This is a genomic window from Pseudomonas mucidolens (genome assembly GCF_900106045.1).
Classification (GTDB): domain Bacteria; phylum Pseudomonadota; class Gammaproteobacteria; order Pseudomonadales; family Pseudomonadaceae; genus Aquipseudomonas; species Aquipseudomonas mucidolens.
This window is the reverse complement of record NZ_LT629802.1, coordinates 4,103,436-4,124,477: the sequence shown is the minus strand read 5'-3', so window position 1 is coordinate 4,124,477 and position 21,042 is coordinate 4,103,436. Positions and strand designations below refer to the sequence as shown.

The 21,042-nt window shown below is 54.5% G+C and carries 16 protein-coding genes and 1 other RNA gene; 10 read left to right on the top strand and 7 right to left on the bottom strand.

From position 1 onward, the window contains the following. Positions 1-72: 72 nt before the first annotated feature. From BLU75_RS19090 to BLU75_RS19045, 10 genes are read left to right on the top strand one after another with little or no spacing between them, the layout of a single operon-like run. A complete protein-coding gene (locus BLU75_RS19090; RefSeq protein ID WP_084379044.1) occupies positions 73-2,142 on the top strand; it encodes a type VI secretion system Vgr family protein in 2,070 nt (689 codons plus the stop codon). Then, complete coding sequence (locus tag BLU75_RS19085) at positions 2,139-2,990, top strand: DUF4123 domain-containing protein (RefSeq protein ID WP_084379045.1); 852 nt, start codon at positions 2,139-2,141, stop codon at positions 2,988-2,990. Before BLU75_RS19090 ends, BLU75_RS19085 begins: the two co-directional genes overlap by 4 nt. Then, the gene (locus BLU75_RS19080; protein WP_090221529.1) at positions 2,987-6,259 is read left to right on the top strand and encodes a toxin VasX; all 3,273 of its coding nucleotides are present in this window, start codon (positions 2,987-2,989) and stop codon (positions 6,257-6,259) included. The genes BLU75_RS19085 and BLU75_RS19080 overlap by 4 nt, the downstream gene beginning before the upstream one ends. Next, complete coding sequence (locus tag BLU75_RS19075) at positions 6,256-7,194, top strand: hypothetical protein (protein ID WP_084379047.1); 939 nt, start codon at positions 6,256-6,258, stop codon at positions 7,192-7,194. The genes BLU75_RS19080 and BLU75_RS19075 overlap by 4 nt, the downstream gene beginning before the upstream one ends. Beyond that, positions 7,191-8,153, top strand: a complete 963-nt coding sequence (locus BLU75_RS19070; protein WP_084379048.1) for a hypothetical protein — start codon at positions 7,191-7,193, stop codon at positions 8,151-8,153. Before BLU75_RS19075 ends, BLU75_RS19070 begins: the two co-directional genes overlap by 4 nt. Beyond that, positions 8,150-9,091 (top strand): hypothetical protein, encoded by a 942-nt coding sequence (locus tag BLU75_RS19065; protein WP_084379049.1) that lies wholly within the window; start codon positions 8,150-8,152, stop codon positions 9,089-9,091. The genes BLU75_RS19070 and BLU75_RS19065 overlap by 4 nt, the downstream gene beginning before the upstream one ends. After that, positions 9,088-10,014, top strand: a complete 927-nt coding sequence (locus tag BLU75_RS19060; RefSeq protein ID WP_084379050.1) for a hypothetical protein — start codon at positions 9,088-9,090, stop codon at positions 10,012-10,014. The genes BLU75_RS19065 and BLU75_RS19060 overlap by 4 nt, the downstream gene beginning before the upstream one ends. Beyond that, entirely contained in the window at positions 10,011-10,973 is a 963-nt protein-coding gene (locus BLU75_RS19055) for a hypothetical protein (RefSeq protein ID WP_084379051.1), read from the top strand. The genes BLU75_RS19060 and BLU75_RS19055 overlap by 4 nt, the downstream gene beginning before the upstream one ends. Beyond that, a complete protein-coding gene (locus BLU75_RS19050) occupies positions 10,970-11,893 on the top strand; it encodes a hypothetical protein (protein WP_084379052.1) in 924 nt (307 codons plus the stop codon). The genes BLU75_RS19055 and BLU75_RS19050 overlap by 4 nt, the downstream gene beginning before the upstream one ends. Next, positions 11,890-12,090 carry a hypothetical protein gene (locus BLU75_RS19045; RefSeq protein ID WP_090221528.1) on the top strand — a complete coding sequence of 67 codons (201 nt, stop codon included), beginning with the start codon at positions 11,890-11,892 and terminating at the stop codon, positions 12,088-12,090. Before BLU75_RS19050 ends, BLU75_RS19045 begins: the two co-directional genes overlap by 4 nt. A 111-nt stretch (positions 12,091-12,201) precedes the next feature. Here BLU75_RS19045 and BLU75_RS19040 read toward each other — a convergent pair whose 3' ends face one another. From BLU75_RS19040 to ssrA, 7 genes are all read right to left on the bottom strand, one after another. Continuing rightward, entirely contained in the window at positions 12,202-14,070 is a 1,869-nt protein-coding gene (locus tag BLU75_RS19040) for a DUF2075 domain-containing protein (protein ID WP_084379053.1), read from the bottom strand. A 24-nt stretch (positions 14,071-14,094) separates the two neighbouring features. After that, complete coding sequence (locus BLU75_RS19035; protein ID WP_084379054.1) at positions 14,095-14,478, bottom strand: nucleotide pyrophosphohydrolase; 384 nt, start codon at positions 14,476-14,478, stop codon at positions 14,095-14,097. 377 nt (positions 14,479-14,855) lie between these two features. Then, positions 14,856-16,700, bottom strand: coding sequence for a DUF6119 family protein (locus BLU75_RS19030; RefSeq protein WP_157720791.1), 1,845 nt, complete (start codon positions 16,698-16,700; stop codon positions 14,856-14,858). Between the two features lie 278 nt (positions 16,701-16,978). Continuing rightward, positions 16,979-17,254, bottom strand: a complete 276-nt coding sequence (locus tag BLU75_RS19025; RefSeq protein ID WP_084379056.1) for a hypothetical protein — start codon at positions 17,252-17,254, stop codon at positions 16,979-16,981. Then, a complete protein-coding gene (locus BLU75_RS19020) occupies positions 17,251-18,231 on the bottom strand; it encodes an integrase domain-containing protein (protein WP_084379057.1) in 981 nt (326 codons plus the stop codon). The genes BLU75_RS19025 and BLU75_RS19020 overlap by 4 nt, the downstream gene beginning before the upstream one ends. 957 nt (positions 18,232-19,188) lie before the next feature. After that, positions 19,189-20,445 carry an integrase domain-containing protein gene (locus tag BLU75_RS19010; protein ID WP_084379058.1) on the bottom strand — a complete coding sequence of 419 codons (1,257 nt, stop codon included), beginning with the start codon at positions 20,443-20,445 and terminating at the stop codon, positions 19,189-19,191. 187 nt (positions 20,446-20,632) lie between these two features. Further along, positions 20,633-21,026: a transfer-messenger RNA gene (gene ssrA / locus BLU75_RS19005) on the bottom strand. Between the last annotated feature and the right edge of the window lie 16 nt (positions 21,027-21,042).

The following is a 21,042-nucleotide window of genomic DNA, read 5'->3' as shown; positions in this document are numbered from 1 at the left end:
TCACGGCATCGACCTGTTTGACGGTTGATGCCGTTTTGTGTGTTGTCTTCTCTCTCAGCCAAGGATAAGCGTATGTTCGCGCCGGCCAATGCTGCGCATTTTGCGTTATTGATCCCTTCTGTTCGCAACGACTTCAAGGTCCTCGCTTTCGAGGGTACGGAAGCGATCAGCAGCTTGTATGCGATCCAGATTGAGCTCGTCAGCGAGTCGCCGGATTTCGACCTTGAGCGCCTGCTCGGGCAGCCGGCTTTTCTGCAGTTTGGCCTGAATGGGGAAGGCATGCATGGGCATATCGAGGACGTGCTGGTGGGCGAGGCGGGCAAGCGCCTGACCCGCTATCAGTTGACCTTGGTGCCGGCCTTGCACTATCTGCAGTTCAGCCACAACCAACGGATTTTTCAGCATCTGACGGTGCCGCAGATCGTGGCCAAAGTGCTCCAGGGTCACGGGATTCAGGCCGATGCGTTTACCTTTAATGTCAGCACCAGCCCAGAGCGCGAATACTGCACGCAATACGCTGAAAACGACTTCGAGTTCATCCAGCGGTTGTGCAGTGAGGACGGGATTTCGTGGCACCACCAACACAGCCAGGATGGCCATCAGTTGGTATTCACTGATGATCAGACCTACTTCCCCAAACTGGGGGCGACGGTCTATCAGCAAGGCTCCGGCCTGGCCGCGGATCACCCGGTCGTCAGCCAGTTCTCCATGCGTTTCAACACCCGAACCAGCACCACCACGCGGCGGGGCTATGACTTAAAACGCCCAAGCCAGTTGCTGGAAAGCCAATTCACTGCCGAGTTCAGTCCTGCACTTGAAGATTACCGTTACCCGGTGCGGCATGAAAATGAAAAGCTCGGCAAACAGATTGCCCGGCAGGCGCTGGAGCGGCACCGTGCCGATTATCAGTTGGCCGAGGGTAAAAGCGACCAGCCAACCCTGCGCAGTGGTCACTTCTTTGACCTGACCGAACATCCGCGTCAGCAGTGCAACGATTTGTGGTTGTTACTCAGCGTGACTCACTCCGGTAAGCAGCCCCAGGCTCTTGAGGAATCAGTTACTAGCGAGGTTAAATCTGAAGACGGTTTTACCCAAGGTTACCGTAATACCTTCAGCGCGATTCCCTGGGACGTGTTCTACCGTCCAGCGCTGGTCACGCGTAAATCGGTATTGGTCAGTCAGACCGCTCAAGTCACCGGTCCAGCAGGGGAGGAAATCTTTTGCGATGAGTACGGGCGGGTTAAGGTCGAATTCCATTGGGACCGCGCCGAACTTGGCAGCGACAAGAGCAGTTGCTGGCTGCGGGTTTCATCCAACTGGGCGGGGGAAGGTTTCGGTTCGGTGACCATACCGCGCATCGGCATGGAAGTGGTGGTGACCTACCTTGAAGGTAATCCCGACAATCCATTGATTACCGGGTGCGTGCCGAACAAGGTCACATCGCTGCCTTATCCCTTGCCCGCGAACAAAACCAAAACCGTCCTGCGTAGCCAAAGCTCGCCCGCCAGTGGTGGCTACAACGAGCTATCGATTGAAGATCGTAGCGGCCAGGAACTGATCTGCCTGCGCGCTCAGCGCGATATTGAACAGGTAATCCTCAACGACAGTGACACCAAGATCGGTAACGATCGCCACGAGCAAATTACTCGCGACAGTCACACCCTGATCAATAACGACCGCTTTGAGCAGGTGGACAACAACAGTTCCAGCTTGATCAAGGGTGACGAACTGCACACGACCCAAGGTCTGCGCAACACGGTGATTGGTGGTAGCGAACTGACCAGCATTACCGGTGACAGCAGCACCATGGCAGACGGTACGGTGGTGATTCAGGCCGGGGCACACGCTCACGTCACAGCCACCAACGTGGTGGTCGGTGCCGGGATGAGCCTGACGCTCAGCGCAGGAGGTCACCACATCGTCATCACCCCTGCGGGGATTTTCAGCAGCGTACCTATCGTCCAAGGTGGGGCACCTATGGCGGGGGTTCCTGCGCAGCAGGCCCTTTCAGTCATACCGATGGTCGGCGAGGCGTTGGTTGCGCCGTCACTGGCCTCACAAACATCTGCGTTGATTCAGGCCGCACGTCACGCCGCACCGGTCTGTGCGGTGTGTCAAAAACTAGCGGAGTTGAATGCATGAATCAGGCTTATTTACTGCTGGATGGTGCTCAGATCGACAACCTGTCCGAGCGCCTGCTCGATCAGGGGGGAAACACTAAGTTTCAGCCGCTGTATCAGCACACGGCCTACCGCGAGCTGGCGGATATTGGCCCCATATTGGTGCCGGTTTCCCCCAACAGCCCGTTGGCCCACCTCTTTGCACTGGAGTGGAGTGCAACGGCGGGTATCTGGCTGGAGTCCGAGGTGGACGAGGCATCTGTATTACACCACCTGCGCAGCCTGATTCACGTCCGCGTCGAGGGTGACGCGACGGTCCTTTTTCGTTACTACGACCCCCGTATCACGCGTTTGTGGCTGACTGGTCTGGAGCCCCAGGCGCGTGATCGATTGATGGGGCCAATCCGACTTATCTTGCTGCCGAAATTGGCTCACAGCTCCGGATTTATTCGTCAGGAAAACCCTGAGCAGCCCATCGCGCAGTATACGGAACAGCCTTGGTTATGCCTGACCCCAGAACAACTGGATCACTTGAGCGAAGCCAAGCGGCAGCGTCTTGCCCAGCAGTTGATCGAACATTGTCAGCAGCACTTCCCTCAGTGCCTGCAAGGATTGGATCACGCCGCACAGCAGCAGTGGGTCACGACCTGTCAACTCAGTGCTGAACGACAAGGCTACAGCTCCGCCGATGAAGTCACCCGCTGGGCCAGCTTTCACGCCTTACTAGGTAATGACTTTCCTGACGCTCCCGGCCATGCCGTTTACCGACAGATTCTCACCGAACCTGGGATTTTGCCTGAGCAACGCCTGGACAACCTGAGTGCTGAACTAGAGCGTCAGCAGCTCACCGATAAGGAATTCTCCGCATGAGCGCAGAAAAACTGGCCATGGTTGATCGGTTGGCTCAGGCTAACCGGGCCGCCAAGGCGATGCCCCACGAAGATATCAACAGTTCAATTACGCCATGCCCAGCCCACCAACCGGACATATTCGTAGTGCCCGTGCGGTATGCCCTGGCAGAAGAACAAGCCGCCCATCCTTGCTGCGTGCCCGGCGTGGCTACCCAGAGCCACCCTATGGCGGCACGCCGCCTGCGCGGAGGTTTTCTTTATCTGTGGCAGGACCAAGGTCCTCTCAAACGCTATGCCATCGGGTCGAATGGTTTGCTGAGTGAACAAGCGCTGGAAGCCGATGCCACCGTCGTGCTGGATGGCACCCTGACAGGTCTGGCCCTGAAGAAAATCTATGACGCCTGGATGCTCTATAGCGAGTTTCCACTGAATCCAGAACACTGTCAGTCGCTGAGCGAGAGCAGTGCCAAGCGCAGTGCACACATGCGCCAGATGGCCTTGCGCACGGTGGCCAACGAGTTGCAAGCGCCTCATTGCCCGCCGCTGGCCAAAGCCGATCAGGTCATGGCTGAACTCATCCCAGTCACCTATACCAGGTCGATGAAGGCTGACCAACAACGGGGCGGCGATGATACGGATGCACTGGGTGCGACCGCGATGAAAGACCCGACGACCCTGAATATCAATGCCTACACCGAGGCCATGCACCGTTCACGTGAGCGGGAGAAAGTCATCGCCCAACACCCCGACGCCAGCGATGAGCCTCCGGGTGAGTGGAGTGCTGAACGCTGGGAGGGGCAGGCCACGCAGAATTGGCTCGACCTGGCGAAAGCGCAGGCCAAAGGTTTGTTCCCTGTCTTTGCGTGCCTGGATGATGACTTGGGTGTGCTGCGCGATATCAACCATGAGCAGGAATGGGTGGAAGCGCGACACGAACAATGGATCGGTGACAACAATCTGCGCCTCAGTATCGGCGGGTTTGTGCGCAGCCTGATCAGCGAAGACGGTGCCGAGCTGGCGGGTTCCCTCAGCTACCGCTACAAGGAGCGTGACATCCACCTGACGCCCGATCAGGGGTGGGTGATGCTCAATGCCCAGCATCAGCTGGACGATGAGCTCAAGGCGGAAACTCAGGCCCGTCGTTACGGTGGCGCGCCTGGCCCGGCTGAAGCCCGCGACCGCGATGCGCGGATCGCGGCCATCGTCTCACCGGTGAGGGCCTTTATTCCGGCTGATTTGTACAACGAGGCAGAGTTCGTGGTACGTGAGTACCGTGCTGAAAAGCAGGCCAACCTCGACAACGATTTCCTCAGTGCCAAAGTCGGCGAGTATATCGATCTGACAGCGATGAACACCTGGCTCGACACCACCGCGCCGGCGCATTTCCAGCAGATCGAACAACGCCATAAAGCACTGTTTACTGACCGAGGCGTATACCTCAAGCGTTCCGCCAACGGTACCTGGTTTGTCGATTACTATGACCCGGAAACCCGGCATTGGTTGACCGAGCTGGCCACCGGTTGTTTGACCGCCCAATGCATTCGTGCCCAGGGCGCCGAACAATACGCCGACTATGTGCGGGCAGCCGATGGCGGCGCACTGACACAACTGTTCCGCGCCTGGACGCCCTCACTCGATGCGGAGATTAATAACACCTCTCGCCTGGGCGAGCTGATGGCGGCACTGGCCTCCGAGAATATCGCGGCAACCCATCAGGCACTCGCGCCATTGACCAGGCCGATTCTGGATGACCTCGCGGCCATGGCCCGCGACGCCCATAGTCCATGGAATGTACTGGTCAACCGTCTGGCGGCGTCGTTGCTGTTGCTCAAAGGAGCTCAAACCTTCAGCAGTGCCTGGCTTGGCGTTTTCGTCGCCGCTCGCTTAGGCAGCGAAACTCGTTTGCAGTTGGTGACCGAGGGTGGCCGGCAGATTTGGACGTTGTTGGGGCAAAAAGCCGAAGGGCTGACCCAATGGGCCCGCACCACAGGGGAAGCCATTGGCGCCGGACGCGTGACAGGCATCACGAACTCCGCCTTTGTGACCAATAGTGGTGGGGTCGTGCCATTGGCAGCCTTGCTGCTGAATACACTCAACGCGAGTAATTACCTGAGTCAGGCCGGGTCAGTGGAGGGGATGGACAGTCAGCGCGTCAACGATACAGTTTCCGCTGCTTTGTATGCCGCTGCCGCGTTGACGGCGGTGATTGATAGTCAGGTGCGGCAGGGGTTGGGGGTGGATCGACTTCACTTCTTTGGTTCAGCGGCCCCAACCCTCACTCTATTTGGTGGGGTGATTGGTGGGTTGTCGTTCGTTGCTGCTGGAGCGGAGTTTAAATCCCTGCAAAAACAGATGGAAAGCGCGCAATCACATATCGATCCGTGGCTGGAGATGCGCCAGGCTGTAGTTGGTGGACAAATAGCGGCTTATGGTAGTCAGGCTCTGTTGGGGGCTACCTACACGATGAGAACCTTAGCTGGACTGGTGGAAGTCGAAACAGCCATCATGCGCTACTCGCTATGCATGGGCCCGCTCAACTGGATCATGTTCGCGCTGGGCGTGCTGTACCTGATCACCTGGTTCTTTCAGCAAACCCCGCTGCAAAATTTCCTCAACTTCTGCTGCTGGTCAAAAGCCCGAGCAGGGAATTTAGATCCTATCGCGGCCAAGGCCCAACAAGACGAACTCAATCAACTGTACGGCATCCTGTATACCCCACGCGTGAGCATGGAGAGCAGCTCGGTAATGGGCAGTTCAAGTGGTCCCTCCGGGCTGACTTCCGTAAGCACCATCAGTAGCCTGACCATCGACTTGCCAGGGGCCGAGCCCAGCAGCGCCTACCTGGAACTGAGCCTGATCGGTGATCCGGTGGATAGCCAGCGCTACCGCGATTTGATCAAAAACAGCCCGATCAACAACTACAAACCGCCTCGCCCTTGGCGGGATATGGCACCTCATTGGCTGCCCGGCAGTACCTGTTGCTGGATACCCGCTAACGAAGGCCAAGGTTTACGCCTGAGCGGGCCCTTCAGCTCAGTACAAGGTGTCCTTAGCACCCCACCCAGCACGATCTCCCTGCGCTTGCGGTATCGCACGCCATTGACCGCACTGCTGGGCGCCCGCAACTTTATCGGCGGTGAACGGGGTGTGGCCTTTACCCTGAATGACAACGGAGGCGTGATTGCCCTGCGGGATGATCCGACACCGGAACTGGATCGTGTACCAAGCTACCCGCTCGACAGTGAGCGTTCAGGCTCTACTTACCTGCAACCCAAGGACCGCGCATGAGTACGCCACCGGCAGGCACCACGAAAAAACGGATGTTTTCGCGCAATGACTACTTATCGCCGTTGCCCATTCCCACCGGTGAAAAACCCTCGGATGTGCTCAACACCATTTGGCGCAAGAACGAGGTGTTTCTCGACATCGGAAACTACAGTATCGGCTCGGCGGTGATGGTGCTGTGGCCGATGGTAATGCTGTTTTTAGGGCTGGCCTTTGCGTTTAGAAATATTGCCCCCGATCTCAGTGTGTTTACTCTTGTAGGAGGCGGAATCATCATTGGGGTTCCTACGCTTTTTTTAATTCAGGGACTGTTTCGTGAGGTGCCTTTACCGGTGCGCTTTAATCGGCAACGCCGCGAGGTGTGCGTGCCACGAGAGGGTGGCGAGTTCTGGATTGTCCCCTGGGAAAGCGTGACGGCGGCGGCCACGCAGCAGTCGTCGGTGAGCCAGGCCGGTAAAGCTACGATGGGCTTATTGATTGTTGGCTTTGAGAACCCTGACCCGCAGGCCAAAGAGGATAACAAGCATTTTTCGTTCGGCTTTAACTGTGGTGGCGGCACCACGGCCATGGCGTTGTGGGAGTGTATGCGTAGCTACATGGAGATTGGGCCTGAGGCTGCCCCGGAAGCCGCAGCGCTCAATTCAGGTGCAAATCTGCGTTACTACATCGATTACATGAACGACAAGGCCAAAAAGCGCGGCTGGTTTCTAACACTATTGTGGGAAGGAGTATTCGGCGTATTTATTTTCAATGCTCCTCTCGCTACCTATCTGCAAAGGAAAAAGCTGTACCCGCCGCCAGACCTGCCCTATCCCGACATCATCGAATGGTCCAAACCGCTACCACCCGAGCAATGGGCCAAGCGTTCCCCTGAGTTGGAAGAAGCCATCGCAAAACGTGAAGCGGAACTGGCCGTGCAACCTAAGGACAGCGCATGAGTACGCCACCGGCAGGCACCACGAAAAAACGGATGTTTTCGCGCAATGACTACTTGGCGCCGTTGCCCGTTCCCACCGGTGAAAAACCCTCGGATGTGCTCAACATCATTTGGCGCAAGAACGAGGTGTTTCTCGATATTGGCAACTACAGCATCGGTTCGGCGGTAATGGTGCTGTGGCCGATGGTGATGCTTTTTTTATCCGCAGCTTATGGATTTAGAAATATTTCACCTGAGCTCAGCGAATTTTCTCTTATCGCAGGAGGGATAATCACAGGTATTCCTGCGCTCTTTATAATTCAAGGTCTGTTTCGCGAGGTGCCCTTGCCGGTGCGCTTTAATCGGCAACGCCGCGAGGTGTGTGTGCCACGAGAGGATGACGAGTACTGGATCGTCCCCTGGGAAAGCGTGACGGCGGCAGCCACTCAACAGTCGTCAGTGAGCCAGGCAGGTAAAGCAACAATGGGTTTATTGATCATTGGCTTTGAGAACCCTGACCCGCAAGCCAAGGACGATAATAAGCATTTTTGGTTCGGGTTTAACTGTGGTGGCGGCACCACGGCCATGGCGTTGTGGGAGTGCACGCGCAGCTACATGGAAATCGGGCCAGAGGTTTTGCCGATTACAAATGATTTTGAGGGGGGGAGAGAAAAACTGCGCGGTAGAAGTGTTTTTTGGGGCGTTTGCTCTGACTACCTTAATGGAATCAGGCAGCACCTAAGGGATCAAGAAATTGGTCAAGCAATTTGGTTGGTGATCGCTGCCATACTCCTTGGTGCTCCGATCGCAATGATGCTGCAAACATGGAAGTTATCACCGCCACCAGACCTCGACTATCCCGACATCATCGAATGGTCCAAACCGCTGCCACCGGAGCAATGGGCCAAGCGTTCCCCTGAGTTGGAAGAAGCCATCGCCAACCGTGAGGCGGAATTGGCCGTGATCAGGAAGTCGGCATGAGTACGCCACCGGCAGGCACCACGAAAAAACGGCTGTTTTCGCGCAATGACTACTTAGCGCCGTTGCCCATTCCCACCGGTGAAAAACCCTCGGATGTGCTCAATACCATTTGGCGCAAGAACGAGGTGTTTCTCGACATCGGAAACTATAGCATCGGCTCGGCGGTGATGGTGCTGTGGCCGATGGTAATGCTGTTTTTGGGGCTGGCCTTTGCGTTTAGAAATATTGCCCCCGATCTCAGTGTGTTTACTCTTGTAGGAGGCGGAATCATCATTGGGATTCCCACGCTTTTTTTAATTCAGGGCCTATTTCGCGATGTGCCTTTACCGGTGCGCTTTAATCGGCAACGCCGCGAGGTGTGCGTGCCACGAGAGGATGGCGAGTACTGGATTGTCCCCTGGGAAAGTGTGACGGCGGCGGCCACGCAGCAGTCGTCGGTGAGTCAGGCCGGTAAAGCTACGATGGGCTTATTGATCATTGGCTTTGAGAATCCTGATCCGCAGGCCAAAGAGGATAACAAACATTTTTCGTTCGGCTTTAACTGTGGCGGCGGCACCACGGCCATGGCGTTGTGGGAGTGCATGCGCAGTTATATGGAGATTGGGCCGGACGCTGTTGAAGATCAGACGGCACGCTTCGACAGATCTAAAGGAATATGGGCTACCTACCTGGACGACCTTATCAAGGCTGCGAAGTTGAGAGGCTGGTTTATAACCGCTTTGTGGGAAGGCTTCTGCGGGATTTTTATTTTTAATACGCTACTGATAGATGTCCTTGAACGCTGGAAACTGAACCCGCCGCCAGACCTGCCCTACCCCGACATCATCGAATGGTCCAGGCCGCTACCACCCGAGCAATGGGCCAAGCGTTCCCCTGAGTTGGAAGAAGCCATCGCCAACCGTGAGGCGGAATTGGCCGTGATCAGGAAGTCGGCATGAGTACGCCACCGGCAGGCACCACAAAAAAACGGCTGTTTTCGCGCAATGACTACTTAGCGCCGTTACCCATTCCCACCGGTGAAAAACCCTCGGATGTGCTCAACACCATTTGGCGCAAGAACGAGGTGTTTCTCGATATTGGCAACTACAGCATCGGTTCGGCGGTAATGGTGCTGTGGCCGATGGTGATGCTTTTTTTATCCGCAGCTTATGGATTTAGAAATATTTCACCTGAGCTCAGCGAATTTTCTCTTATCGCAGGAGGGGTAATCACAGGCATTCCTGCGCTCTTTATAATTCAAGGTCTGTTTCGCGAGGTGCCCTTGCCGGTGCGCTTTAATCGGCAACGCCGCGAGGTGTGTGTGCCACGAGAGGATGGCGAGTACTGGATCGTCCCCTGGGAAAGCGTGACGGCGGCAGCCACTCAACAGTCGTCAGTGAGCCAGGCAGGTAAAGCAACGATGGGTTTATTGATCATTGGCTTTGAGAACCCTGACCCGCAGGCCAAGGAGGATAACAAGCATTTTTCGTTCGGCTTTAACTGTGGTGGCGGCACCACGGCCATGGCGTTGTGGGAGTGCACGCGCAGCTACATGGAAATCGGGCCGGACGCAGTACCCAATAGCCGAGTAGGTATTACCCCCTACGAAAAAACGCAAATCGGTTCGATTATTACCGACTTGTGTAAAGGGGGCCTTCTAAATGTTTTATGGGGAATATTCTGCATTACGATTCTGGGGACATATTTCGCAGAAAAATTGCAGAATTTAAAGCTGTCGCATCCGCCTGATCTGCCCTATCCCGCCATCACCGAATGGTCCAAACCGCTGCCGCCCGAGCAATGGGCCAAGCGATCCCCTGAGTTGGAAGAAGCCATCGCCAACCGTGAGGCGGAATTGGCCGTGATCAGGAAGTCGGCATGAGTACGCCACCGGCAGGCACTACGAAAAAAGGGATGTTTTCGCGCAATGACTACTTCGCGCCGTTGCCCATTCCCACCGGTGAAAGCCCCTCGGATGTGCTTAACACCATCTGGCGAAAGAACGAGGTCTATCTTGATATCGGCAACTACAGCATCGGTTCGGCGGTGATGGTGATGTGGCCGACGATGATGCTGTTTTTGGGGCTGGCCTTTGCGTTTAGAAATATTGCCCCCGATCTCAGTGTGTTTACTCTTGTAGGAGGCGGAATCATTATTGGTGTTCCCGCTCTCTTTATTGTTCAGGGCCTATTCCGCGAGGTGCCCTTACCGGTACGCTTTAATCGTCAACGCCGTGAGGTGTGCGTGCCGCGAGAGAATGGCGAATACTGGATTGTCCCCTGGGAAAGCGTGACGGCGGCAGCCACTCAACAGTCGTCAGTGAGCCAGGCAGGTAAAGCAACAATGGGTTTATTGATCATTGGCTTTGAGAACCCTGACCCGCAGGCCAAGGAGGATAACAAGCATTTTTCGTTCGGCTTTAACTGTGGTGGCGGCACCACGGCCATGGCGTTGTGGGAGTGCATGCGCAGTTATATGGAGATTGGGCCAGAGGTTTTGCCGATTACAAATGATTTTGAGGGGGGGAGAGAAAAACTGCGCGGTAGAAGTGTTTTTTGGGGCGTTTGCTCTGACTACCTTGATGGAATCAGGCAACACCTAATGGCTCAAGAAATTGGTCAAGCAATTTGGTTGGTGATCGCTGCCTTACTCCTTGGTGCTCCGATCGCAATGATGCTGCAAACATGGAAGTTATCACCGCCACCAGACCTCGACTATCCCGACATCATCGAATGGTCCAAACCGTTGCCGCCCGAGCAATGGGCCAAGCGATCCCCTGAGTTGGAAGAAGCCATCGCCAACCGTGAGGCGGAATTGGCCGTGATCAGGAAGTCGGCATGAGTACGCCACCGGCAGGCACCACGAAAAAACGGATGTTTTCGCGCAATGACTACTTAGCGCCGTTGCCCATTCCCACCGGTGAAAAACCCTCGGATGTGCTCAACACCATTTGGCGCAAGAACGAGGTGTTCCTCGACATTGGTAACTACAGCATCGGCTCGGCGGTGATGGTGCTATGGCCGATGGTGATGCTGTTTGCATTCATGGGATATCTGTTCAGAAATGATCATGACGATATGCACATATTTGCGATCATGACTACCTTCATCATTGGGGTTCCTACGCTTTTTTTAATTCAGGGACTGTTTCGTGAGGTGCCATTGCCGGTGCGCTTTAATCGTCAACGCCGTGAGGTGTGCGTGCCACGAGAGGATGGCGAGTACTGGATTGTCCCCTGGGAAAGCGTGACGGCGGCAGCCACTCAACAGTCGTCAGTGAGCCAGGCCGGTAAAGCCACCATGGGCTTATTGATCATTGGCTTTGAGAATCCTGATCCGCAGGCCAAGGAGGATAACAAGCATTTTTCGTTCGGCTTTAACTGTGGTGGCGGCACCACCGCCATGGCGTTGTGGGAGTGCACGCGCAGCTACATGGAAATCGGGCCGGACGCAGTACCCAATAGCCGAGTAGGTACTGCCCCCTACGAAAAAACGCAAATCGGTTCGATTATCACCGACTTGTGTAAGGGGGACCTTCTAAATGTTTTATGGGGAATATTCTGCATTACGATTCTGGGGACATATTTCGCGGAAAAATTGCAGAATTTAAAGCTGTCGCATCCGCCTGATCTGCCCTATCCCGCCATCACCGAATGGTCCAAACCGCTGCCGCCCGAGCAATGGGCCAAGCGTTCCCCTGAGTTGGAAGAAGCCATCGCCAACCGTGAGGCGGAATTGGCCGTGATCAGGAAGTCGGCATGAACACGCCTCCGGCAGGCACCACGAAAAAACGGATGTTTTCGCGCAATGACTACTTGGGCCGGGGTAATTTGAAACAAGTCGGTATCTATCTGTTTTTTCTGGTTAATAATTTATTGGTCAACTTGCTTGGAATACCAGTTGGAACGCTGCGTGGTCTGGATTCCGATGGACGGTGCTTTTTGAGCTCCGCCCCATAAATGAATCGGGATCGAATCTATCAAGCAAATGGTCGCGCTGTTGATTGATGCCCCTGCGCGTACGATGTCCCCACTCGCCGCACGTACAGGGGCTCCTAGCAAACGATAGCGTCAATAATTGCTGTGCTGGTTAAGCCGACTCTCGAAGTATTGCGCAGTCTCTTTGTCGGTGCAGTACAGGTAGCAACCCTTCATCCCACGTGTCATCAGGGTTCGGTATGTATTTTTGATGATCACGTCTGTTTCATTTTTCGCGAGGGTAGGTTGCTCTTTCATCATTTTTTTCCAGCCGCGAATCGATTTATCGTGCTTGTCGCGCTCATCCGGGGATGTCACTACCTTACCGTCACGTACGACTAGGTCTGGCCCGATGATCACCCCGATGTAGTCGACTTCCAAACCCTGGCAGGTATGAATGCAGCCAACCTGCTCGATGGAGTTCTCAGCGATGATCCATAGGCTGCCATCCTGATCCAGGTTCCATTGGCGTTTGTAGTCACCAATGACGATATCAGCAGCGGTGGGGTCTTTCTTGCTCAACCAAGGCCAGCAATAGCCCGCGACCACACGAGCCTTGTTTCCATGGTTTTTCTCGTCAATGGCGTCATGCAGCGCCTGCGGTGAGTCGAATACCTTGAACTCGTACTCCGAGGTGTTGAGCGTCGGATTTGCTGTCGAGCGAATGCCAAGCACGTCATCCAGCCATGCCATGTAACCGTCAGAACCACTGCAGCGAAACTGTGAAGACAGCACATATTCCTCGACCACAGCACCCTTGGCTTTGGCAAAGGCGCGTATTGCCTGCTTGCTGCCTATGTCGCTCAGGGTCACACGCTGGTCTTCATCGATGAAGAAAATTGAGCATTTCGCTGATTCAATCAGCTCCTTGATCTGGTTTTCGCCAAGGTTCCCATAAAGCCCGCTTTTCTCATTCAGCCGGTGAGCTTCGTCCACGATAAGCGCATCGAATGTGTTGGGCTCAGTGTCGATGAACGCCCCAGAGCCTGAAAAGAAATTCGAGAAATGGCTGCGTTTTATGGTGCCAACCAGTTTGCTTTCGTAGACCTTGCGTGGGGCGGCATTCTTCGAGACATATTTGCTTAAGAGCCTCAATTCTGTGAGCCTCACCAGTAAATTGATAGCCAGAACAGTTTTCCCGGTGCCCGGGCCCCCCTCAATGATCAGCACCTTTGGTGCCTGGTCCGAGGCTTCGCTTGCTGCCGCAAGCGCTGATTCAAAAATTGCTTTTTGATCGTCAATCAATACGAACTCTGGCTTGCCTGTCATCAGCCCTTCGAGGGCTTCGGCTAGCGCTTTGGACGGACGGATTTTCCCATCGGACAGTTCGTAGAGAACCTCTTTGTTGTCGCCGTGAGCAATATGCTTTTTCAGGAAGCTTCTGAGTTTGGTGAGCTCGTCCGGCCCTTTCAGGAACAGTGGGGCTTTGCTGATGTGGGGCTCGTAGTGCGCTGAGTCGATGATGCCGTCGCTGACGTAGTTATGAAGGTAGGCACACGGACGGATCTCGATGCTTTTGTCATACACCGCTTCGTTGAAGCCCTCCAGCAGCGCGGCGTATGACCATACCTGATAGGACGGGTGAATGGTCTCAACGAGGCCGCCACCCAATGCCGTTTTGACGATGGCATCCTTGGTAGTGGCGGTGGCCTTGCTCCATTGCTTCAATTCGATCAAGACGGCTTTTTTTGCCTGATTTTCGTCGCGACCGGTGAGCAGAAAATCGATTCGCTTCGACGACTGCGGAATGTGCAGCTCAATGGCCAGGCCCGCGTCGCTCGGCAGGCCTTCATCCCTAAGGACCTTGGCCATGTACGTTAGCGATCCTTGCCACGACCTGATTTCCGACCTGCCAACGGTCTTGCCGGTGGCTTCCTTGTAATGCCTGAGGATCACGTCCTCGATGTCATCGTTATCGTTGTCTTTTAGAAATTGCTGTTTGGTCGCAGCGTAAACGATCACGGGTTGTCCTTAGATTCGGGTTGATCAGAGTCGGTCGTACTTTTTGCTGTTGCTTCTGGCTTTATCCACGGGATATTTCTGGCCGTTCGAGGCAAGTTTCCGTGTCACCGCTTCGTTGAGGTCAATGCCGAGTACGCTGCTCAGGCGAACCAGGTACATCAATACGTCCGCCAATTCGTCCTCAACGGCCTGGCCCATTTCCGGGTTTTTTGCGGCGGAGAGCGAATCGGCATCGCTCAGCCACTGGAAAATCTCGCACAGCTCTCCTACCTCGCCAGTGAGAGCCAGAATGAGATTTTTGGGGGAGTGGAACTGTTGCCAGTCGCGATCATCTGCGAAACGCTGAAGGGATGCGGCAAGCTTCACTACGTCAACCAGTGGCGCGGATGAGCTGTCTGAGTCACTCACGGGGCTATCTCTTGGGTATCAATGGGGGCAAAAAATGTGTAGGAAATCCGGCCTTGGATTGTAAGAGTTTTCGTTGTTTCGCGGGGTTTTTTGTGATTTCTCTCACGCGCTGTCTGCTGGCCGAATTGCTTGCCAGCGTTCGCTATATCCTTTGAGCATGGCGAAGTGGGCCGGCTACAAACAGGTCTTCCAGTGCCTGTCGGCGGGCGTGCCCCAGCGGTGATCTGAGGCTTTCCATCCGAAGAACCGAAATCTGGTGTGCTTCGCTGTCTGCTTGAGATAGCTTGGACGAGCAGGTGAATAAATCCAAAGGTCAGCACCTTAAACCGAGGCTCGCAAACCAATCATCCAGAGTCAAAGCCCGTGACGTTGTTAAGTTAGCTAGGCGTTGGGGTGATTCCGCTTGATTTCGCTCCACTTTTAATTCTGCTTGATGGATTTTTAGTGCTTTTTCCTGCTGTGCTTTTTTTGACTTTAGCTTTACCAGCAGCCGTGGTTTTCTTTTGAAGCTTCTTTGTTGCTACCTTCTGAGCAGCCTTAACACGGTATGCTGCAGATTCAGGGATGTGCAGGAGTTTAATCCCGTATCCGTATGAAGTTATAGTTTTGCCGCAATTTTGAAGCGTCACTTTGCTAAAGAATGGGATGTCTAGACTAGAGGAGTTCTCACCATCAATTATTGCGTATACGATATCGTTTCCTTTAGCTTCAAATTTCTCTGGTAGCGCAGGGAAGCCTTGTTTTGCTAGCTGATTATTTACATCCTTAACGAACTCAGATTCACGAACTAAAAGCGTAGAAGCAACTAAGCCTTGAGCAAACAAGTGACTAAGATTGGAAGAGCCTCGCCCTCTCTTTACGTGGATGAATTCCCCTCTTTCGCCACCGCCTTGCTTCTTATAAATATCACAGACCTCAATTTTGTCATAGCTGCCGCCAAATCTAATTAGCTGCCGATCAAGCATCGCATGAGTGGAAGACGCCTGAGCGCACACGTACTCATTGTATTCGCCTTCACCGGAGTGATCGTACTCCACAAAAGGAACAGCAAAGATTTTCTTGTCAAGATCAGAGTAGTACCTTTCAACAGATGCTTGGAAAGAGTCTTCTACGCCAAACCAGCTGCCGGCATGCAAGATAAATAACTTCGCCTTATGCTTTATCTCAGCATAAATGCACTTGAAGGCACTAAATTTTGCCGGTGCCCGGCCATCAGTGTGAATCATATAGATATCACGACGTTTAACAGTATCTAGCGTCGCGTCACTTCGAAAAGTGTCGAGAAATTTTTCAAGATACAGAATCTCCTGTATATCCGTGCCCTCGGCTTCTGCCCGATAGGAAAACCCAGCCACATTACTCCAGTCGACAATATCGGGGATTGCAAGCCACATATTATGCTTTTCGGAAGATATCAGAGCGCTCCAAAGCTGCGCCTCTAGCTCTTCAATAACATCTTTGTCCTTCACAGGAAGTAAATTTTCGACCCAAGAGAACTCACTATTATGGCCATCGACACTTCGGGTCAAGTAGTCCTTAGAAGCAGACCGATCTAGCACCGTCGTAAAAAACATTTTTAGCCCTGCTAGTTCCGCAGGAACTGAAGCCTTAAATGAGTCAATTCCAGCGATTAATGGCCCAAGAACATCAGAGTATTCAGGCTTTGTAAATCCTACCAATCCCCTCAGCAGATCCTGTTCAGCATTAATCATGTAGTCAGAGACGGAGGACGCCTTTATAGTTTGTGTTCGGCTTATTCTTGGGGATGCATCAAAAGTCTGCCGATCAATTGAGGAAATTCTGTCTGGCGAAACGCTATTTAGCACAACCCTTATGCCAAACCTATCTTCTATCAACCGCGGCTCAATCATGTGCCGCCCATGTCCAAAGGCGACCGCGAACTGTCTTGAATTATGAGTCACTATGAGAAGAGCAGACACGCTTTTATTTGTCCAACTCTTAGTCTTTACGCTCTCATTTAACCCCTGGGCGATGAATGAGAGCCAATCAGGTGTAGTTTCAAGTATTGGTTTCCGAATGAAGAGGGTACCGTAAATCCCTTCGGGGCCCAGGAGGTGTTTTTCCGTCTGAATTTTCTGGGGTTTACCGCCTGATCCTATTGGGCTAGCAATTACGTCTTTATCGTCCCACAGGACTCCATTGTTTTCTTTCAGCAAATAGACGTTTAGCGGTATCTTTTTCCCGTTCCCTTTTACGCTCATCGCTCCTCCTAAGCGCAGCGATAGTCGCTGCTTGGCTAATACATGCTCAAAGTGGCCCATTGCCATCCACTGCAGAGTACCCCAGGCCTCTACCGTTTGCTAATGAGTCCAAAAGCCGAACAGGACTGCTGAAAGCGTCTTTTCAGCACGGCGCCACGTGAAATCTGAGTCCGGTAACCTCTACCGAGATTAAGGATTTCAATCTCAGGCGCATACTTTTCTACCGTCAAATCCACGTCCGACTTTTTCAACAGAATCGGCCGTTTTTTGACCTTCGTCTACCGGTTGAACTGCCAGGGTTTTCCTAAGCGATGAGTGAGTAATTGCATGGTCAGCAAATAGTAATAGCGCGTCGATTCAGTGTGCTGGTTTAGGTGGTGATTCAAAAACCACGCAAGATGCTTTCTCTGCCAAGTCCATGGATTGTCGCGTTGCCAACGCTCAGAGATTGCTGTTTGGATCGTCTTCGCCTGACGAAGGTGGCGTTGGCGTGTGGTATGCGACCCGGTCAGGACGCCTGACAGGAACAGCTCCATATCGAATGACTTGCTCATGCTCGACTACCGATGTAAGCCGATACCACGTCAACACGACCGTGCCCTAGCTCATAGCTGATTTGCATTCGGGCCTCCTGATCGAGGCGTCGCTCGAGTTGATAGCAATGGCCATCGTTGATAGGCGCGGGATGCAGGGTGATTTGCTCATAGCGTTCGCATGCAAAGGCCGCCCGTAATTCATGAAAGCCTTTGAGGTTGTGCTTATGGAGGATCTCCCGTGCGGGGCGGACGATTCCCTGCAAGAAATCGAGGTAGCGTTCGTTCGGTGCAAGTAGGTTGCGGCTACCGTCGGGCGAGACCTTTTCGGCAAACCTCAGGGCGTCACGAATATGATCATCTACCGTAATCCAACGAGGTGCTGACGCGCCTGAACGGCCACCTTTGGTGCCGTCCTGAATGTTAATCCTGCCTAGATCGTTAGCCTCACGGCTTAACCGTGGAAGGTCAGCCAAGATGGCCTCACGTAAGCGCATGCCGGTGGCTCGCGCTAACTGAGCGATGGCCGCGGCGCGTGACTGCTGGTGTTCGCAAAGCACCTCTACGATCCGCTTCACCTGTTCGCGGTCTTGGCCTTGCGGCACTGAATGACGAATACTGGTGCGCCGCATTCCCAGCGCCTTACTCGGACTTGGCACTTTCACATATTGATCACCGCGAAGCGCAGCCATGGTCCGATTCACACTGGACAACCGGTTTTGTGCAGTTGCGATGGCCAACTCACCTCGTTCAACTTGTTGGCGCAGATGTCCGGCGTAGTCCATCAAGGTCTGCCGATTAATCTGCCGCGCATCGTTAAACCCCGGGCCATCCTCCGACCGACACCAGCGCACAAAAGCCTGCCAACGCTCACTGTGCGCCTTGACGGTCCCGTAATGGCCGCCGTCAAACAGATCGCGCAATGCCTGCGGCCCGGCATAGCTCAGTTGTCGGCCATAGCCAAAATTGCGGCCACCTCGTTTGCCCACCAGTGCCATGATCGAACTCCTCTCGAAGCTAAAACTTTTAAAACTTTCCCCACGCCATCCCGCCAAGAATGTTGAGTGTTATCAGGGATCAAGGCCCCTGCGACCAGTGAGGGTTGTCCACTAACGCGGGACTGGCGGCTCTTTACGACCGGGAGCTTGGGCATCTCATGATCTGGCCTCCTGAGCACTCCCGAAGAAGTGGGCGGGTGGAGGCTGCACTGGCTGACGAGACCAAGCGCCGCGAGATCCTGAGTCGGGTGAAGGCAGTGAGGTGATGACCGGGGCATGCCTGACTGTCAGTCAGGTGCAGTCCACTCCTTGGGCTGCGGCACCATCATCTGCATCGCTGTTGCGGGTGACTTCGGTGTTTGTCACGCCGATTGTCACGAGGGGAAATGCCGCAATGCCTTGTACGAGGTGGGCTGCAGCAGTGGTAGGAGCGCCCGTCTCTTTCCAGAAGAAAGAGACGGGCGAAGGTTGGCGCAAGATTCGGCCAAGCGGATAGGTTGCTGCAGGGCAGCGAAGTAGGAAGTGTCTTCTGGCGCACGAGGGCCATGATCTGAAGTAGGCATCCATCACCGGGGAGGTGACCGGGCGAGCTGCCGGACGCTAATCGCCTTATGGGGGGAACCACCGCGGGAGCGGCGTGACCTTCAAGGTTCGGGCCACCTGGGTTGCTGTCATCGACAGCGCTTGCACGGCCAGTTCTACGCCTGTGGATAAACCCGGTCAAGGTTCTAAATTCATCGCCACTTTGGACTTGAAGAACGGTTATCCACCGGTGGAACTCCGTGGTAAATCCTGGACAACGTGGTCGCTTTTAGCTCTTCAAAGTAAGGTCCATCCAAACAGGGCGGCTTTGCAGCCCCGTTTGGATGGACCCGCGCTTAGTAGCGGATAAGCGAGGCTGCTTGCCCCGAATCTTGAACGTTCAGTTGTTGCTGCAGTTCTTGCGCCTGTACAGCGCTAGCGAATCGGCACCACGTTCTTGTCTCTGACTTGGCCGTACGCTGAGGCGAGCAGGCTGCCGGTGGCGGCTTTCTGGATGTACTCACTCCACCAGGCCATCATCGGGCGCCGGCGCTCGATGTAGTCGGCTCGGTTGTAGGCGCTACGCACTTCATCCTTATCGACGTGCGCCAGTGCGACCTCAATGAGTTCCGGGTCCCAGCCATGTTCATTCAAGATAGTACTGGCTATCGAGCGCATGCCGTGGCTGACCAAGCGATCCTGGAAGCCCATGCGTTTCAACGCCATGTTGGCTGTTTGGCTATTGGCGTGGGTACGTGGATTTCTGTCTGCCGGGAAGACGTATTCGCGATGGCCGCTGTGAGTTTTCAGTGACTCCAGCAGTGCGACAGCGTGATCACTCAACGGGATGCTGTGTGGACGGCGCTTCTTCATCCGCTCCGGTGGGATATTCCAGACACGCCTTTCAAAGTCGATGTCCGCCCAGCGGGTAGTCGCCGCCTCGGCGGGGCGAGTCATCGTGTGCAACTGCCATTCGATCAGGCAGCGGGTGGTGCGTTTGATGCTGGCATTCGCGATCTCCAGCATGAGCTCGGGGAGCTCTTCGGGTGGAAGCGCGGCCATGTTCTCTTTCTTGGGCTTCTTGAATACTGCCCTGATACCGCTGAGCGGGTTGGCGAAGATCAAGCCGGAATTTACGCCGTAGGTCATGATCTCGTTTAGCCGCTGGCTAAGACGCTTGACCGTCTCCAGGCTGCCTTTCGCTTCGATAGGGCGAAGTAATCCAATCACCATCGGCGCGGTGATTTTCACCAGTGGTGTCGTTTTCAAGTCGGGGGGCACATGCAGCGTGAGCGACCGCCAGATGTCCTCGGCGTAGGCCGGGGTGACCGAGTCTTTCTTGAGCTCGAACCAGGCGGTGGCCACGTTCTCGAAGGTGTGTTCAGTTTCTGCGCGCTTGGCTTCATTCAGCGTATTGCGCTGCACCTTCGGATCAATGCCCTGTGCGAGCAGCTCGCGCGCATCGACTGCCATCTTTCGTGCATTCGCCAGTGACAGTTCGGGGTAGGTCCCGAAGCCGATGTTGATGCGCTTTTTGGTCACCGGTTCGCGGTAGTTGAAATTCCACAGCAACGAGCCGTTGCTGCGTACGCGGAGCTGCAAACCGTCACCGTCGGTGAGGACGTAATCCTTGGACGCGGGTTTGACTCCCTTGAGCTGTCGATCGGAGAGGCGGAGATTTTGAGCAGGCATGAGATTGTCCTCAGGCGCTGATTCGGTATTCCAAAGATTAGCACCGGATGAGCTGGAATACTGTCTGGAATACCCGAATGGCTGGAACTCAAAAAATCTCAGAAGACCGCAAAAGCGCTGGAGTCCGCGTATTTGCTGGATCGCAGGCACAAAAAAAGACGTCCGTGGACGTCTTTAGATGATGAAGTGGTGGAGCCGGGGGGATTTGAACCCCCGTCCGCCAGTACTCCGCTGTCGGTACTACATGCTTAGCCGTGTCTATTGAGTTAACCCTCAGCCGCCCGACGGGCAGGGTGCATTGGGCGAGTTGTGTAAGTTTTAGCCGCTTCGTCCACAACGTACTGCACGGCGATTCTGTTCTATATGACAATCACTTTGGGTTTACAGACATCCCCTGGTGATTGCTGGACCCGAAGGTACCAGAAGGGAAGGGCTAAGGCTGCTTACGCAGCGAGAGCGTATTCCCCGTAGGTTTCGTCATTGGCAACTATAGAAAGTTGCAACAGTGGATTTACGAGTTCTGTTACCAACTCGGCATGCACCTAAAGGTTCGCAACCGGCGTCGAATCCTAAACGGCCCCGTGCTTGTTGCTCGGT

What these genes read in the sequence shown, in the direction of transcription:
- BLU75_RS19090 (WP_084379044.1), top strand. Translation starts at nt 73, where the DNA reads ATGTTCGCGCCGGCCAATGCTGCGCATTTTGCGTTATTGATCCCTTCT.
- BLU75_RS19085 (WP_084379045.1), top strand. Translation starts at nt 2,139, where the DNA reads ATGAATCAGGCTTATTTACTGCTGGATGGTGCTCAGATCGACAACCTG.
- BLU75_RS19080 (WP_090221529.1), top strand. Translation starts at nt 2,987, where the DNA reads ATGAGCGCAGAAAAACTGGCCATGGTTGATCGGTTGGCTCAGGCTAAC.
- BLU75_RS19075 (WP_084379047.1), top strand. Translation starts at nt 6,256, where the DNA reads ATGAGTACGCCACCGGCAGGCACCACGAAAAAACGGATGTTTTCGCGC.
- BLU75_RS19070 (WP_084379048.1), top strand. Translation starts at nt 7,191, where the DNA reads ATGAGTACGCCACCGGCAGGCACCACGAAAAAACGGATGTTTTCGCGC.
- BLU75_RS19065 (WP_084379049.1), top strand. Translation starts at nt 8,150, where the DNA reads ATGAGTACGCCACCGGCAGGCACCACGAAAAAACGGCTGTTTTCGCGC.
- BLU75_RS19060 (WP_084379050.1), top strand. Translation starts at nt 9,088, where the DNA reads ATGAGTACGCCACCGGCAGGCACCACAAAAAAACGGCTGTTTTCGCGC.
- BLU75_RS19055 (WP_084379051.1), top strand. Translation starts at nt 10,011, where the DNA reads ATGAGTACGCCACCGGCAGGCACTACGAAAAAAGGGATGTTTTCGCGC.
- BLU75_RS19050 (WP_084379052.1), top strand. Translation starts at nt 10,970, where the DNA reads ATGAGTACGCCACCGGCAGGCACCACGAAAAAACGGATGTTTTCGCGC.
- BLU75_RS19045 (WP_090221528.1), top strand. Translation starts at nt 11,890, where the DNA reads ATGAACACGCCTCCGGCAGGCACCACGAAAAAACGGATGTTTTCGCGC.
- BLU75_RS19030 (WP_157720791.1), bottom strand. Translation starts at nt 16,700, where the DNA reads ATGAGCGTAAAAGGGAACGGGAAAAAGATACCGCTAAACGTCTATTTG.
- BLU75_RS19025 (WP_084379056.1), bottom strand. Translation starts at nt 17,254, where the DNA reads ATGAGCAAGTCATTCGATATGGAGCTGTTCCTGTCAGGCGTCCTGACC.
- BLU75_RS19020 (WP_084379057.1), bottom strand. Translation starts at nt 18,231, where the DNA reads ATGGCACTGGTGGGCAAACGAGGTGGCCGCAATTTTGGCTATGGCCGA.
- BLU75_RS19010 (WP_084379058.1), bottom strand. Translation starts at nt 20,445, where the DNA reads ATGCCTGCTCAAAATCTCCGCCTCTCCGATCGACAGCTCAAGGGAGTC.